Genomic DNA, 14,112 nt, shown 5'->3' with positions numbered 1-14,112 from the left:
GTGTAGCCGCTGCCGCAGGCTGCGATCGGCCCGAAGGGACGCAACGATCTCAAGACCCATGAAGGCCCTGCGGGCCTTATCGCAGCCTCGCAGGCTCGGCAGCGGCTACAGGGCCGCTGCCAGGTTTCATGTAGCCGCTGCCGCAGGCTGCGTACGGCCCGAAGGGGCGCAACGATCTCAAGACCCATGAAGACCCTGCGGGCCTTGTCGCAGCCTCGCAGGCTCGGCAGCGGCTACAGGGCGCGCCCTTGGATGGGGCGTTTTCCGGGAAGAAACGATTCAGTGGCGTTTTTCCTTCTGTGAGTGCCGCTTTCAACCTTGCCCCTTCGTTCACTCTCTACGATTCTGTAGAGACCCCCTCGGGGCGGCGCCAGGCCGCCTTGGGCAAAACAACAGGAGCGCCCCATGAAGAGCGTCGCTGAAGTACTGAAGTTGAAGGCCAAGCACAACCAGCAAGTGCACACCATCGCGCCCCACCAGATGGTGCTCGAAGCACTGATGCTGATGGCCGAGAAGAACGTCGGCGCCCTGCCCGTGATGCAGAACGGCGAAGTGGTCGGGGTGATCAGCGAACGCGACTACGCGCGCAAACTGGTGCTGCACGGCCGCTCCTCGGTGGGCACGCCGGTCAGCGCGATCATGAGCTCGCCGGTGATCACCGTGGACTCGCACCAGAGCGTGGAGACCTGCATGGGCATCATGACCGACAGCCACCTGCGGCACCTGCCGGTGGTGGAAGACGGCCAGTTGCTGGGCCTGCTGTCGATCGGCGACCTGGTCAAGGAAGCCATCGCCGAACAGGCCGACCTGATCCGCCAGCTGGAACAGTACATTCGCGGCGAGTAAGCCCTCCCCTCACCACTACCATCCCCCCGCAGGAGCCGGCTTGCCGGCGAAGAGGCCCACCGGCCGGCTCCTGCACAGCCAAACCATTGCAGCATCCCGCCGACGCGGTTCGGCGCAATCGGGCACCCTAGGATCACCCCTCATCGACTGTGGCAAGGCCAGGTTAGCGGCGTATACTTTGGCAAATTTTGTCAACAGTGGACAAAACCATGAGCACCATGAACATTTCCCTGCCAGAAGCCCTCAAGGCCTTCGTCGACGATCAGGTCAGCCAGCGGGGCTACAGCACCAGTAGCGAGTATGTACGGGAGCTGATCCGCAAGGATCAGGATCGACAGCACCTGCGCGGTCTGCTGCTGGCGGGTGCTGAATCGGCGCCTGGCGCTCCTGTGGATGATCGTTACTTCGACGCCCTTCGCGACAGGGTCCGTAAGGAATGAAGGCACAGCGGGTCATTCCAAGGGCCCTGGCCAATCAGGATGTAGAAGACGCTATCGATTACTACCTGGCTCAACAGGCCGAGCAGGCGGCCCTGGGCTTCATCGACGACCTGCAAGCCGCCTATGCGCATATCGCCCGGCATCCGGCCTCAGGCCTTTCCCGCTACACCCATGAGCTCGATTTGCCAGGGCTTCTCTACTGGCCATTGAGTCGCTATCCCTATCTGGTGTTCTTCACCCGGCACGACGACCACATTGACGTGTGGCGCGTCCTGCACACCATGCGGGACATTCCCGCCTCGCTGACGCAAAGCCCAGCACACTGAACGACCAGCAGCGTTCAATTGCACCGGCCTTGCCGGCTATCGCTAGCAATCGAGCGTCGACCGGCTGCTCCTACGGAGGCACGCCGCCGTTTACCCCGCGGTGAAAAACTGCCGCCCATCGCGCTTGAGCAAATCCAAAAGCAACTGGGCTGCCGGCGACAGGTAACCTTCGGTCCGCACCAGTACCACGATGCTGCGATGCATGCGGGTTTGCGCCAGCGGCACTTCCCGCAGGTGGGCGATGCCCTTGAAGTCGTCCAGGGTTTCCCGGGCCAGGAAGCTCAGCAGCCCGGTCTTGGCGATCAGCCGCGGCAGCAGGGAGATGGTGTTGGTCTCGATCTGCACCGACGGCAATGGCAGCTGGTGGCTCTGGAACACGTTGTCGATCCAGCGGCGGGCCGAGACCCCGGTTCCCGGCAGTACCCAACGGTAGTCGCACAGGTCTTGCAGGCGCATCGGCGTGTCGAACACCGGATGGTCGCGGCTGGCCACCACCACGGCCTGGTCTTCGAACAGAGTGTGATGGCTCAGGTGCGGGTCACCCTCGGACAGCGGGCAAATCACCATGTCCAGGCGCCCCGAACGCAGGGATTCGCGGAGCACGTCGTCCTGGCCGATCACCAGGTTCAGAGTGATGTCCGGGGCGCGCTCCAGCAGTGTCGCAGTCATCTGCGGCAGCAAATGCTCGGCCATGCTGGCGGCACAGCCCAGGCGGATATTGCCGAGCACGCCGCTGGCAAAATCGCGCACCTCGCGATGGGTCTCGGCGATGTTCTGCTGCAACTGCCGAGCGCGCTGTTGCAGCAACTGGCCCACCGCCGTCAGCTTGATCCGCCGCCCGTCACGCTCGAACAGCTTGGTGCCGAAGGACTCCTCCAGGCGCTGGATGCTCTTGGTCAGCGCCGGCTGGCTGCGATTGAGCTTCTGCGCCGCGCGCCCGAGGTGGCCGAGCTCGGCGATGGTTTCGAAATAGGTCAGGTCGCGCAGGTCCATAATCGATAAACCAGAGTTATTGGTTGATCACAATTAGAAACTGGACTTGATCAATTGCGCTATCAATAATTTGCTCCGAAGCGCTGGTAGCAACGGTCCCGCAACAGGAACGGCCAGCGCGCTGGAGAATGCCCTTGCCTCGTCCCTCGCCTTTGTCCCTGTCCGCCTGGCCCCTTGCCCTGCAATGGCTGGCGCTGCTGATCCTCGCCGGCAGCGCCGGGCAGTTGCTGAACCACTTCGAGGTGCCCGCCGGGCAGTTTCTCGGGCCGATGCTGGTGGCCATCGGTTTCGGCGTCAGCGGTGCCAGCATCCGCGTGCCGCGCCAGGCCTTCCGCCTCGGCCAGGGTTCGGTCGGGGTCCTGGCCGCCCATTCCATGACCATGGCCGTGCTGGCCTCGATGGCTCAGTCCTGGCACGTGATGCTGTTCGCCACCGTGCTCACCGTCTGCCTCAGTGCCCTGGTCGGCCTGGCGCTGGTGCGCCTCGGCGGCCTGCCACCCAGCACTGCGGCCTGGGGCACCGCGCCGGGGGCGGCCTCGGCCATGGTCGCGATGGCCGACGACTTCGGCGCCGACTCGCGGGTGGTGGCCACCATGCAGTACGTGCGAGTGGTCTGCGTGGTGATGATCGGCGCCCTGGCCGGCCACTGGATCGGCGTCCCGGCCGGCGGCAGCCAGGCCCACAGCACCGAGGTGGTCCTGCAGACCTTCACCCTGCTCAACCTCGGCCTGACCCTGGGCACCATCGTGCTCGGCGTGCTGCTCGGCTCACGGGTGCCGGCCGGGGCCCTGCTGGTACCGCTGCTGATCGGCGGCGCCTTGCAGATCTCCGGGCTGCTGCACATCACCCTGCCCGGCTGGCTGCTGGCCCTGGCCTATGGCGCCATCGGCTGCTACATCGGCCTGCGCTTCGACCGGCCGACCGTGCGCTACGTCTGGGCCCGCCTGCCGGCGATGATCTTCGGCGCGGTGCTGCTGATCGCCCTCTGCGCGCTGTCGGCCTGGCTGCTGGCGCACTGGCTGGACAAGGATTTCCTCTCGGTCTACCTCGCCACCAGCCCCGGTGGCCTGGACGCCATGACGATCATCGCGGTGGACACCCACTCCGACGTCGGCCTGGTGCTGGCCATGCAGACCCTGCGGCTGTTCGCGGTGATCGTCAGCGGCGCTTTTTTCGCCCGGCTGATCATCAAGTGGTCGCGCTGAACCTGGAGCCCGGCGTTTTTAAATACTCTGAAATAGTAAATCCCAGCGCCATCCCCCCTTCCCCGGCCCTACCGCCAGGCGCCTGAATACGGGCTTCAAGCCACCGTCCTGCAGCACCCCGGGCCGTTTCGCCAGCGACCCGGGAGCTTATTTCCTTCTCGAATAAGAAACGTCTTGCCGCCGGCTGTTGTTACCATGGCGCACATTTGCGTGAAGATTTAATGACTGGCAGGTTTTTCGTGAATTTCATCCGGCGTGTTTTCCATCATCCCCTGGCCCCCCTCGGCGCACTGCTGAGCCTGGTGCTGCTCGTGCCCCTGGTGGCGCGCGCGCTGCTCGGCTGGTCCGATCCCCTGGGCTATCTCTCCGACTTGGGCACCGCGGGCCTGTTGACCCTGCTGCTGTACCGCCGGCCCTGGTGGCTGGCCCTGCCGGTGCTGCTGGTGTGGAGCCTGCTGAGCATCGCCAGCGCCGAGCTGGTCAGCGCCGTGGGCCGCCTGCCCAATGCCTCCGACCTGCATTACCTGTTCGACCCGCAGTTCGTCGGCAACTCCACCGGCGGCGGCCTGGCTCATCCCTGGCTGGCGGCGGCGCTGCTGTCCGGGCTGGCGTTATGGCTGGCCGTGCAATGGGCGGCCCGCGGCACCCGCGCCCCGCGCTTGCCGCGCCATGCCTGGACCGCCCCGGCGCTGCTGTGGCTGGCCCATGGCGGCGTGCAATACCTGAACCCCAGCGAAGCCGATCAATGGCGCCTGTTCAACCTGCCGCACCAGTTGCTCGCGGCCGCCGCCGGCCAGGGCCAGGTACAGCTGGAGCAATGGCTGGAAGGCGATGTGCCCGAACTGCCGGTGCAGATGGCCGGCCTGACCCAGCTCGACCTCGACGGCGAGCCGCTGCTGGCCGCCCCGGGCCAGGCGCACAACGTGCTGGTGATCGCCCTGGAAGGCATTCCCGGGGCCTATATCAAGACCAACCGCGAGGCCCTGCACAGCCGCTACCAGGACAACCTGATGCCCAAGCTCAGCGCCTGGGCCGAACGCGGCATGAACACCCCGGACTATGTATTGCACAGCCACCAGACCATCCGTGGCCTGTACGCCATGCTCTGCGGCGACTACGACAAGCTCGACAACGGTACGCCCAAGGGCATCGAGCTGCTGACCCAGAACCAGCGCAACCAGGCCTGCCTGCCGGCGCAGTTGCGCAAGCAGGGGTTCAACACCCATTACCTGCAAGGCGCCGGCCTGCGCTTCATGGCCAAAGACAAGATCATGCCGCACATCGGCTTCGACTCGACCCACGGCCTGGAGTGGTTCAGCAACGCCAACTACCTGGACTTCCCCTGGGGCAAGGACGACAAGGCCTTCTTCGAAGGCGCGCTGGACTATGTCGGCCAGCTGAAAAAGCAGAAGCAGCCGTGGATGCTCACCCTGCTGACCGTCGGCACCCACCAGCCCTACTCCGCGCCGGAGGACTACCTCAACCGCTTCGACACACCCAAGCAGGCCGCGGTGGCCTACCTGGACGATGCCATCGGTGAGTTCATGGACCAGCTGGAGCGCCAGGGCGTGCTCAAGGACACCCTGGTGGTAATCACCTCGGACGAGTCCCACGGCATCGATGGCGTGCGCCTGGCCTCGTCCTGGGGCTTCAACCTGATGCTCGCCCCGGAGCAGGCGCAGTTGCCCAGGCTCAAGTCCGGGACCTACGGTCATGTCGACCTGAGCGCCTCGGTGCTCGACTACTTCGGCTTCCAGGTGCCGGACAGCCTCAGCGGTCGCTCGCTATTTCGCGACTACGCCCTGGGCCGGGAGATCATGTCCTACACCAACGGCAAGCTGCGTTATCACGATGGCCAGGGCACCCTGACCGAGTGCGATTTCCAGCAGCGTTGCCGCTACTACTCAAGCACCGGCTTCATCGCCGACAGCGCCACCTTCAAGGGCCAGTACGGCGGCCTGCGGGCGCGCCAGATCAGCGCCCGGGCCGAAGGCCTGGACCGCACCCTGCTGCAATCGCCGCTGAACCTGCGCTACCAGTTCGGCAGCCCGGCGATCATCCCGCTGCAGGCGCAAATCAAGGATGACTGGGCCGACAACCTGATCGGCGCGCAGTACCTGGAAATGCCCAAGGGCTCGCTGACCCGCGTACGCTTCACCGTGCGCTCGGCCGACCCGCAGCAGAACGCCTACATCCTGCTCAAGGGCAAGGAGCGCGAGCAGGACGTGGCCCTGGGCCTGCCGGAAGAGATGCTGGTCACCCCCGACCAGCCGCTGGAAATGGACTTCAGCTTCGCCAACCCGGAATCGCGCAAGGCCTTCTCCTTCCACCTGCTGGGCTACGGCCTGGGCGCGGTGGAAGTCAGTGACTTCAGCGTGATCACCGAACTGCCGGGGCAAGAGCAAGACAGCGAAGAACCCCAGGACGACAACCCGCACGCCTCCTGAATCGCCTCCCCGGGACGCTGGACGGCAGCACGACCGTCCAGTTCCCGCGCCCTTGTCTAAACTCCTCGTCAGGCACAAGGTATGGCCTCGCTGCGGTCCGCAGCGCCACCGCCGGAGTACGAGGACGCACATGACCGACACCCTGGACACCCCTCTGGAGCAGCTGCAGCGACTGATGGCCGAGCGCCCCTTCATGGTCCTCACTGGCGCCGGCATCAGCACCCCTTCGGGGATTCCCGACTACCGCGACAACGACGGCGTGCGGCGCGGCCAGCAACCGATGATGTACCAGGAGTTCCTGGCCGAACCCAAGGCCCGGCGCCGCTACTGGGCGCGGGCCATGCTCGGCTGGCCGCGGATCCGCCAGGCCCGGCCGAACGCGGCCCACGAGGCCCTGGCGCATTTACAGGCGCGGCAGAAAATCGCCGGCTTGATTACCCAGAACGTCGACACCCTGCACGACCAGGCCGGCAGCCGCGACGTGATCGAACTGCACGGCAACCTGCACCGGGTGGTCTGCCTGGATTGCAGCCAACGCAGCGATCGACAGGCGATCCAGCAATTGCTGGAACTGCACAATCCCTACCTGGCCGGCATCGACGCGGTGCAGGCGCCCGACGGCGATACCCTGCTCGACCCGGTGTTCGAAGAACGTTTCCAGGTGCCCCGCTGCCCTCATTGCGATGGCGAGCGGCTGAAACCGGATGTGGTGTTCTTCGGCGAAAACATGGCCCAGGCCACCGCGGCCAAGGCCCTGCACAGCATCGAGCAGGCTGCCGGCCTGCTGGTGGTCGGTTCGTCGCTGATGGCCTATTCGGCCTTTCGCCTGTGCAAGGTCATGGCCGACCAGGGCAAGCCGCTGATCGCCATCAACTTCGGCAAGACCCGCGCCGACGAGCTGCTGGACCTGAAGATCGCCGCCTCCTGCGAGCAACTGTTGCCGTTGCTGGCCGAGCGCCTGACCTCCTAGGCAACCCCCGACAGGCGCTCGGCCAGACCGGCCCCGCGCAGAATGTCGAACAGCGCCTGGGCCGCGCTGGACAGTTCATGCCCGGGGTTGGTCAGCACGCCGATGGCGCGTTCCACCACCGGGTCGCGCAGGGTGATGCAGCGCGCGCCCAGCTCGCGCATCTGTCCGGCGCACAGGGCCGGCACCGCGCTCACACCGAGGCCGCTGGCAACCATGCGCCCCACCGTCGCCAGTTGATGGCTTTCGAATTCCACCGGCAGTTTCATGTCCCGCGCCCGCAGGTGCTCTTCGAGCATCACCCGCACCGTGGACGGCCGTTGCAGGGTAATGAAGGGCTGTTCCAGCAGCGATTGCCAGTCGATGTCCTTCAGGTCGGCCAGGGGCGAATCGCTGGGCACCACGGCGACGAAGCGGTCGATGTACAGCGGGGTGAATTGCAGCGACGCGCTTTGCTGCGGCTCGAAGGCCACCCCCAATTCCACCTGGCGGTCGCGGACCATCTCCAGCACCTGCTCGTTGATCACGTCGTTGACCGTGACATTGACCTGCGGGTAGCGCGCGCGAAAGGTCTTGAGAATCGGCGGCAGCAGGTTGCCGGCAAAGGACGGCATGGCCGCCAGGGTCACCCGCCCGCGTTGCAGGGTGAAGCGCTGGCGCAGTTCGTCCTCGGCGTTGTCCCAGTCGGCGATCAGGCGCCGCGCCAGGGGCACCAGGGCCTCGCCTTCCGGGGTCAGGGCGACGTTGCGCGTATTGCGGCTGAACAGGCGCCCGCCGAGGCCGTCCTCCAGGGCCTTGATGGTCAGGCTCAGGGCTGACTGCGACAGGTGCAGGCGTTCGCAGGCCACGGCGAAACTCAGGCTCTGGGCCACGGCCAGAAAGGCGCGGATCTGTTTGACAGTCATGCTCTACCCTCGGGATCGACTGTTGAGTTTTATCTATCAATCAACCTTAAAAATCAACTTAACAAATCAATCCCCTGGCGCAACACTGCGGCTCACTCTCTTCATACGGCCAGCCAGCCGGCTGGCAACGCAAACACCAATAACAAGAGGATGTGCAGATGGCAGGTTTCGACAAGCGCGTAGCGTCCTACGAGGAAGCCCTCGAAGGTCTCAAGGACGGCATGACCGTGATCTCCGGCGGCTTCGGCCTGTGCGGCATTCCGGAAAACCTGATCGCCGAGATCAAGCGTCGCGGCACCCGCGACCTGACCGTGGTCTCCAACAACTGCGGCGTCGACGGCTTCGGCCTCGGCGTGCTCCTGGAAGACCGGCAGATCAGCAAGGTGGTGGCCTCCTACGTCGGTGAAAACGCCCTGTTCGAGAAGCAGCTGCTGAGCGGCGAAATCGAAGTGGTACTGACCCCGCAAGGCACCCTGGCCGAGAAAATGCGCGCGGGCGGCGCCGGCATCCCGGCCTTCTTCACCGCCACCGGCGTCGGCACCCCGGTCGCCGACGGCAAGGAAACCCGTGAATTCAACGGCCGCGCCTACCTGATGGAAGAATCCATCACCGGCGACTTCGCCATCGTCAAAGGCTGGAAAGCCGACCACTTCGGCAACGTGGTCTACCGCCACACCGCGCAGAACTTCAACCCGCTGGCCGCCACCGCCGGCAAGATCACCGTGGTCGAGGTCGAAGAGATCGTCGAGCCGGGCGAGCTGGACCCGACGCAGATCCACACCCCCGGCATCTACGTCGACCGGATCATTTGCGGCACGTTCGAAAAACGCATCGAACAGCGCACCGTGCGCAAGTAATCGCCCGCCCAACGACTGACGGAGAATAAAAAATGGCTCTTACCCGCGAACAAATGGCTCAACGCGTCGCCCGCGAACTGCAGGACGGTTTCTACGTGAACCTCGGCATCGGCATCCCGACCCTGGTGGCCAACTACATCCCCGACGGCATGGAAGTGATGCTGCAATCGGAAAACGGCCTGCTCGGCATGGGCGCCTTCCCCACCGACGACGAAGTCGACGCCGACATGATCAACGCCGGCAAACAGACCGTCACCGCGCGCATCGGCGCGTCGATTTTCTCTTCCGCCGAATCCTTCGCGATGATCCGTGGCGGCCATATCGACCTCACCGTGCTCGGCGCCTTCGAGGTCGACGTGCAGGGCAACATCGCCTCGTGGATGATCCCCGGCAAGCTGGTCAAGGGCATGGGCGGCGCCATGGACCTGGTGGCCGGCGCGGACAACATCATCGTCACCATGACCCACGCCTCGAAAGACGGCGAGTCGAAACTGCTGTCGCGCTGCAGCCTGCCGCTGACCGGCGCCAACTGCATCAAGCGCGTGCTGACCGACCTGGCTTACCTGGAGATCGAGAACGGCGCGTTCATCCTCAAGGAGCGCGCCCCGGGCGTGAGTGTCGAGGAAATCGTCAGCAAGACCGCCGGCAAGCTGATCGTGCCGGCCCACGTGCCTGAAATGCAGTTCGCCTGAGGAGCAACCAGACCATGCAAGACGTCGTAATCGTTGCCGCCACCCGCACCGCGGTCGGCAGTTTCCAGGGTTCGCTGGCGAACATTCCCGCGGTCGATCTGGGGGCCGCGGTGATCCGCCAGCTGTTGGCCCAGACCGGCCTGGACGGCGCCCAGGTCGATGAAGTGATCATGGGCCAGGTGCTCACCGCCGGCGCCGGGCAGAACCCCGCGCGCCAGGCCGCGATCAAGGCCGGCCTGCCCCACGCCGTGCCGGCGCTGACCCTGAACAAGGTCTGCGGCTCCGGCCTCAAGGCCCTGCACCTGGGCGCCCAGGCGATCCGCTGCGGCGACGCCGAAGTGATCATCGCCGGCGGCCAGGAGAACATGAGCCTGGCCAACTACGTGCTGCCCGGTGCCCGCACCGGTCTGCGCATGGGTCACAGCCAGATCGTCGATAGCATGATCAGCGACGGCCTGTGGGACGCCTTCAACGACTACCACATGGGCATCACCGCCGAGAACCTGGTGGACAAATACGCCATCAGCCGCGAAGCCCAGGATGCCTTTGCCGCCGCCTCGCAGCAGAAGGCCGTGGCCGCCATCGAGGGCGGACGTTTCGTCGATGAGATCACCCCGATCCTGATTCCCCAGCGCAAGGGCGAGCCCGTGGCCTTCGCCACCGACGAACAACCGCGCGCCGGCACCACCGCCGAATCCCTGGGCAAGCTCAAACCAGCCTTCAAGAAAGACGGCACGGTCACCGCCGGCAACGCCTCGTCGCTGAACGACGGCGCCGCCGCGGTGATCCTGATGAGCGCCGCCAAGGCCCGGGCCCTGGGCCTGCCAGTGCTGGCGAAGATCGCCGCCTACGCCAACGCCGGCGTCGACCCGGCGATCATGGGCATCGGCCCGGTGTCGGCCACCCGCCGCTGCCTGGACAAGGCCGGCTGGTCCCTGGAGCAGTTGGACCTGATCGAGGCCAACGAAGCCTTCGCCGCCCAGGCGCTGTCGGTGGGCAAGGAACTGGGTTGGGACGCGAGCAAGGTCAATGTCAACGGCGGCGCCATCGCCCTCGGCCACCCGATCGGCGCCTCGGGCTGCCGGGTGCTGGTGACCCTGCTGCATGAAATGCTCAAGCGCGATGCCAAGAAAGGCCTGGCCACCCTGTGCATCGGTGGCGGCCAGGGCGTGGCATTGGCCATCGAACGCTAACGCTTACCGCGCACCACGGCCCGCCCTCGGACCCACGACATCCGGCGGCTGGCCGGCAATACGCCCGGCGCACCCCATGGTGCGCCGGGTTCATTTTGCGGCCCGGCAGACGCCGGACAGAGGCCGCTGGCAGCCCCCCATCCGTCAGCTACATTCAACTCATGCGGCTGGCGAGACTCGTTTTCCACTCCTTCCTGCCCACTGACTCACGGCTGAAACAGTCCAGCCCGGTGCGTGGAGCCTTATCCGTAGAAGCCGGATCACAGCGCTCAAGCCCGAATGGGCAGAGCCCGGTATGCCACCCAGCCCTTCGCCTGCTTCATCGACCCGATAACGAGGAGCGGAACATGCGCCCGATCAGATGCCTGCTCTACACCGGCTTTTGCATAGTGCTGGCGGGGCTGGCCAGCCTCCAGGCCAGTGCCGGCCCCTCCTTCGACGCGGACAGAAAAGGACTCGAGAAACTCTCGACCAACGCCGGCGCCGAGCTGCACCGAGGCTTGCAGAAATTCCACGAAATGCTGATGTACCTCGAACTGCGGGACACCTTGCATGCCACCGAGGCCAAGGCAGCGGCCCTGGAGCACTTCAACGAGTCGGTCGCCCTGTACAAGAAAGTCACTGCAAGCGCCCCCGAGCAGAAGATCCTCTACCAGCCCCGGGATGACAGTGAAAAAGACGCCATCAGCGCCTTCCAGAACCGCTTGCAAGAGTTGGATATCGCGGTGCCCGACACTGAGAAACAGCTGGCCAACCTGGCCGTCACCGTGGTGACCAGGCATATCCATGTGCTGGAAAGGTCCAGCTTCAAGGCGACCAAGGCTGACTACCCATCCTTGCGCAAGGTCCTGCGCTCACAGGCCCTGTTGCTCGACCTGGGCATCCTCAGCTCGATTGTCTGGGGCCTGTCGGTCGATCAGCCCGGCGGGAGCCATTAGCGCCTTGCCCCCCTGAGGCTGTCACTGCGACTTCGGCTTGCCCATCAGCAACAGCAGCGACAAGCCGGCAAACCCCGCTCCGGCGTAGAACGTCAGCGCCGCGCCATGAGCCTGCCACAGCCAGCCGGCAATCACGCTGGCCAGCAGCAGGGCGATCCCGCTCAACAGGTTGAACACGCCAAAGGCCGTGCCCTTGAGGTCGGCAGGCGTGGTGTCGGCCACCAGGGTGGCGAGGATGCCCTGGCTGAAGCCCATGTGCAGGCCCCACAGGGCGACGCCGAGCAGCACCAGCGGCACCGATTCGGCATAGGCCAGCACCAGGTCGGCGAGGATCAGCAACAGCAGGCCGACGCTGAGCAAGGCGCTACGGTTGATGCGGTCCGACCATTTGCCGACCGGATAGGCCGAGACCATGTAGAACCCGGCCATGACCACCATCACCAGCGGCACCCAGGCGGCGGAGAAGCCCAGTTGCTGGGCCCGCAACACCAGGAACGCCTCACTGAAACGGGCCAGGGTGAAGGCCGCGCCGATGGCCACCACCCACCAGTAATGCCGGGAAAACCGTCGCAGCGAGGCCAGCCGCAATGGCGACTGGAAATGCCGGCTGCCGGGGGCGTGCTCGGGTTCGCGGATGGCGAAGACCAACAGGGCCACGGCCAGCGCCGCGGGAATCACCGCCAGCCACAAAACCTGGGCGATATCGTTGGCCAGCCACAGCATCAGGCCGATGGCCAGGATCGGGCCGAGGAACGCCCCCACGGTGTCCAGCGACTGGCGCAGGCCAAAACAGGCGCCGCGAATTTGTGCCGGGGCCACGTCCGCCACCAGGGCATCCCGTGGCGCGCCGCGAATGCCCTTGCCGATGCGGTCCAGCAGGCGCGCGCTGAACACCAGTTCCGCCGAGCTCGCCAGGGGGAACAGCGGTTTGGTCAGCGCCGCCAGGCCGTAACCCAAGAGCAGCAGTTCCTTGCGCCGGCCGATGAAGTCGCTGAGGGCGCCGGAAAAGACTTTCACGATCAGCGCCGTGGCTTCTGCCACGCCTTCGATGATGCCGACCGCCAGCATGCTGATGCCCAGGGTGCCGACCATGTACAGCGGCAACAAGCTGTGCACCAGCTCGGACGACACGTCCATGAACAGGCTGACGAATCCCAGCGCCCAGACCGTGCGCGGAATGCCGCGGCTCAGGGGCTTTCCGGTGTCGCTCATTGCAGGTTCCGACATGACAGACAGTCCTCAAGGGGTACAAACGCTACCGGTCGCTTCAAGCCTAGGCGCACAACGGCGGCCCTGCTGCCTTCACTCCCGTCGCAGCCGGCGCTCGAGAGCGGCGGCCAACACCGAGGCTTCCTGTTTCAAGGAGGCGCAGAAGGCCTCGACGAAAATCGACGACGGCCGGAAATCCGGGCGGATCAGCATGACCCGGTACGGCACCGACAACTGCAGCGGGCGGATCGCCAGGCCCCTGCCCGCCTCCTCCATGGCACTCAGCGGGTTGATGATCGCCACCCCCAGCTGCTGGCGCACCATGGCGCAGACCGAGGCGGCATTGGTGGTCTCGATCACCACCCGGCGGTCGACGCCGGCCTGGCGAAAATGCTCGTCGAGGGTCTGACGATAAATGTCCAGGCCTGACAGGTTGATGAAATCCACCCCGCGAAAGTCTTCGCTGTGCAGCAGCGGCTTGGCCAGCAACGGGTGCCCTTCCGGCAGGATGCACACCATGTCGGCGCAGAACAGCAGTTCGCCCTGGGTGCCCCGTGGCAGGTGTTCGCTTTCGGTCAGGCCCAGGTCGTGGCGCTGGGCGCTGAGGGACTCTTCCAGCAAGGGCGATTCCTGGGCGGTGATGCTCAGGCCGATGCCGGCGTGTTGCTCCTGGAAGTGCTTGCACACCCGCGGCAGCAAGGTCTGGGAGAACAGCGGCAGGCAGGTCAGGCTCAACTGGCCGTGCTCGAAGCGGCGGATCGATTGCGCCACGCTGTTGATCCGCTCCAGGCCGACATAGGCCCGCTCCACTTCTTCCAGCAACAGCATCGCCTGGGCGGTCGGCAACAGGCGGCCGCCCTCGCGATCGAACAGGCTCAGCCCGGACAGGCTCTCCAGCCGCGCCAGCTCGCGGCTGACCGTGGGTTGCGAGGTGAACAGCAGGCGCGCGGCGCCGGTGACGCTGCCGGCCTGCATGATGGCGCGGAACACCTCGATATGGCGCAGGGAAATGTCCACCGCTCGCTCCTTGGTTTGAGACGTTGATTCACACAACCCATATCAAAACTGAATCGAGATACAAAGAATAGATATTT

At 65.5% G+C, this 14,112-nt stretch carries 14 protein-coding genes; 10 read left to right on the top strand and 4 right to left on the bottom strand.

The window, feature by feature from the left end; genetic code table 11:
* The first annotated feature begins 405 nt into the window (after positions 1-405).
* From AC07PQ_RS05905 to AC07PQ_RS05895, 3 genes are all read left to right on the top strand, one after another.
* The gene (locus AC07PQ_RS05905) at positions 406-846 is read left to right on the top strand and encodes a CBS domain-containing protein (protein ID WP_007930897.1); all 441 of its coding nucleotides are present in this window, start codon (positions 406-408) and stop codon (positions 844-846) included.
* A gap of 209 nt (positions 847-1,055) precedes the next feature.
* Positions 1,056-1,286 carry a type II toxin-antitoxin system ParD family antitoxin gene (locus tag AC07PQ_RS05900; protein WP_007930895.1) on the top strand — a complete coding sequence of 77 codons (231 nt, stop codon included), beginning with the start codon at positions 1,056-1,058 and terminating at the stop codon, positions 1,284-1,286.
* A complete protein-coding gene (locus AC07PQ_RS05895; RefSeq protein WP_493185144.1) occupies positions 1,283-1,612 on the top strand; it encodes a type II toxin-antitoxin system RelE/ParE family toxin in 330 nt (109 codons plus the stop codon). Before AC07PQ_RS05900 ends, AC07PQ_RS05895 begins: the two co-directional genes overlap by 4 nt.
* Positions 1,613-1,702: 90 nt before the next feature.
* On the opposite strand, the gene AC07PQ_RS05890 is transcribed toward AC07PQ_RS05895, so the two are convergent.
* Positions 1,703-2,605, bottom strand: a complete 903-nt coding sequence (locus AC07PQ_RS05890; protein ID WP_007930891.1) for a LysR family transcriptional regulator — start codon at positions 2,603-2,605, stop codon at positions 1,703-1,705.
* Between the two features lie 128 nt (positions 2,606-2,733).
* On the opposite strand from AC07PQ_RS05890, the gene AC07PQ_RS05885 reads away from it, so the two are divergent.
* The 3 genes from AC07PQ_RS05885 (at position 2,734) to AC07PQ_RS05875 (ending at position 7,227) form a co-directional block, all read left to right on the top strand.
* Positions 2,734-3,810: an AbrB family transcriptional regulator gene (locus AC07PQ_RS05885; RefSeq protein ID WP_101337458.1), complete on the top strand. Its 1,077-nt coding sequence runs from the start codon at positions 2,734-2,736 to the stop codon at positions 3,808-3,810.
* 239 nt (positions 3,811-4,049) lie between these two features.
* Positions 4,050-6,257 (top strand): LTA synthase family protein, encoded by a 2,208-nt coding sequence (locus AC07PQ_RS05880; protein ID WP_495072386.1) that lies wholly within the window; start codon positions 4,050-4,052, stop codon positions 6,255-6,257.
* 130 nt (positions 6,258-6,387) lie between these two features.
* Positions 6,388-7,227, top strand: a complete 840-nt coding sequence (locus AC07PQ_RS05875; protein WP_493185146.1) for an NAD-dependent protein deacetylase — start codon at positions 6,388-6,390, stop codon at positions 7,225-7,227.
* On the opposite strand, the gene AC07PQ_RS05870 is transcribed toward AC07PQ_RS05875, so the two are convergent.
* Positions 7,224-8,129, bottom strand: coding sequence for a LysR family transcriptional regulator (locus AC07PQ_RS05870; RefSeq protein ID WP_493185147.1), 906 nt, complete (start codon positions 8,127-8,129; stop codon positions 7,224-7,226). The two genes, AC07PQ_RS05875 and AC07PQ_RS05870, sit on opposite strands and share 4 nt — an antisense overlap.
* A gap of 158 nt (positions 8,130-8,287) precedes the next feature.
* On the opposite strand from AC07PQ_RS05870, the gene AC07PQ_RS05865 reads away from it, so the two are divergent.
* From AC07PQ_RS05865 to AC07PQ_RS05850, 4 genes are all read left to right on the top strand, one after another.
* A complete protein-coding gene (locus AC07PQ_RS05865; protein WP_007920583.1) occupies positions 8,288-8,986 on the top strand; it encodes a CoA transferase subunit A in 699 nt (232 codons plus the stop codon).
* Positions 8,987-9,018: 32 nt separating this feature from the next.
* Positions 9,019-9,678: a CoA transferase subunit B gene (locus AC07PQ_RS05860; protein ID WP_007920581.1), complete on the top strand. Its 660-nt coding sequence runs from the start codon at positions 9,019-9,021 to the stop codon at positions 9,676-9,678.
* A 14-nt stretch (positions 9,679-9,692) separates the two neighbouring features.
* Positions 9,693-10,871 carry an acetyl-CoA C-acetyltransferase gene (locus AC07PQ_RS05855; protein ID WP_007924669.1) on the top strand — a complete coding sequence of 393 codons (1,179 nt, stop codon included), beginning with the start codon at positions 9,693-9,695 and terminating at the stop codon, positions 10,869-10,871.
* A gap of 347 nt (positions 10,872-11,218) precedes the next feature.
* Positions 11,219-11,809, top strand: coding sequence for a hypothetical protein (locus AC07PQ_RS05850; protein ID WP_493185148.1), 591 nt, complete (start codon positions 11,219-11,221; stop codon positions 11,807-11,809).
* Between the two features lie 21 nt (positions 11,810-11,830).
* Here AC07PQ_RS05850 and AC07PQ_RS05845 read toward each other — a convergent pair whose 3' ends face one another.
* Positions 11,831-13,021: an MFS transporter gene (locus AC07PQ_RS05845; RefSeq protein WP_037036276.1), complete on the bottom strand. Its 1,191-nt coding sequence runs from the start codon at positions 13,019-13,021 to the stop codon at positions 11,831-11,833.
* A 90-nt stretch (positions 13,022-13,111) separates the two neighbouring features.
* Positions 13,112-14,035: a LysR family transcriptional regulator gene (locus tag AC07PQ_RS05840; RefSeq protein ID WP_007932667.1), complete on the bottom strand. Its 924-nt coding sequence runs from the start codon at positions 14,033-14,035 to the stop codon at positions 13,112-13,114.
* Positions 14,036-14,112: the final 77 nt, after the last annotated feature.

The sequence above is a fragment of the Pseudomonas sp. GW821-FHT09E12 genome (genome assembly GCF_059416085.1).
Note: the sequence above shows the minus strand (reverse complement) of the source record. Positions and strands in the feature narration are given on the sequence as shown.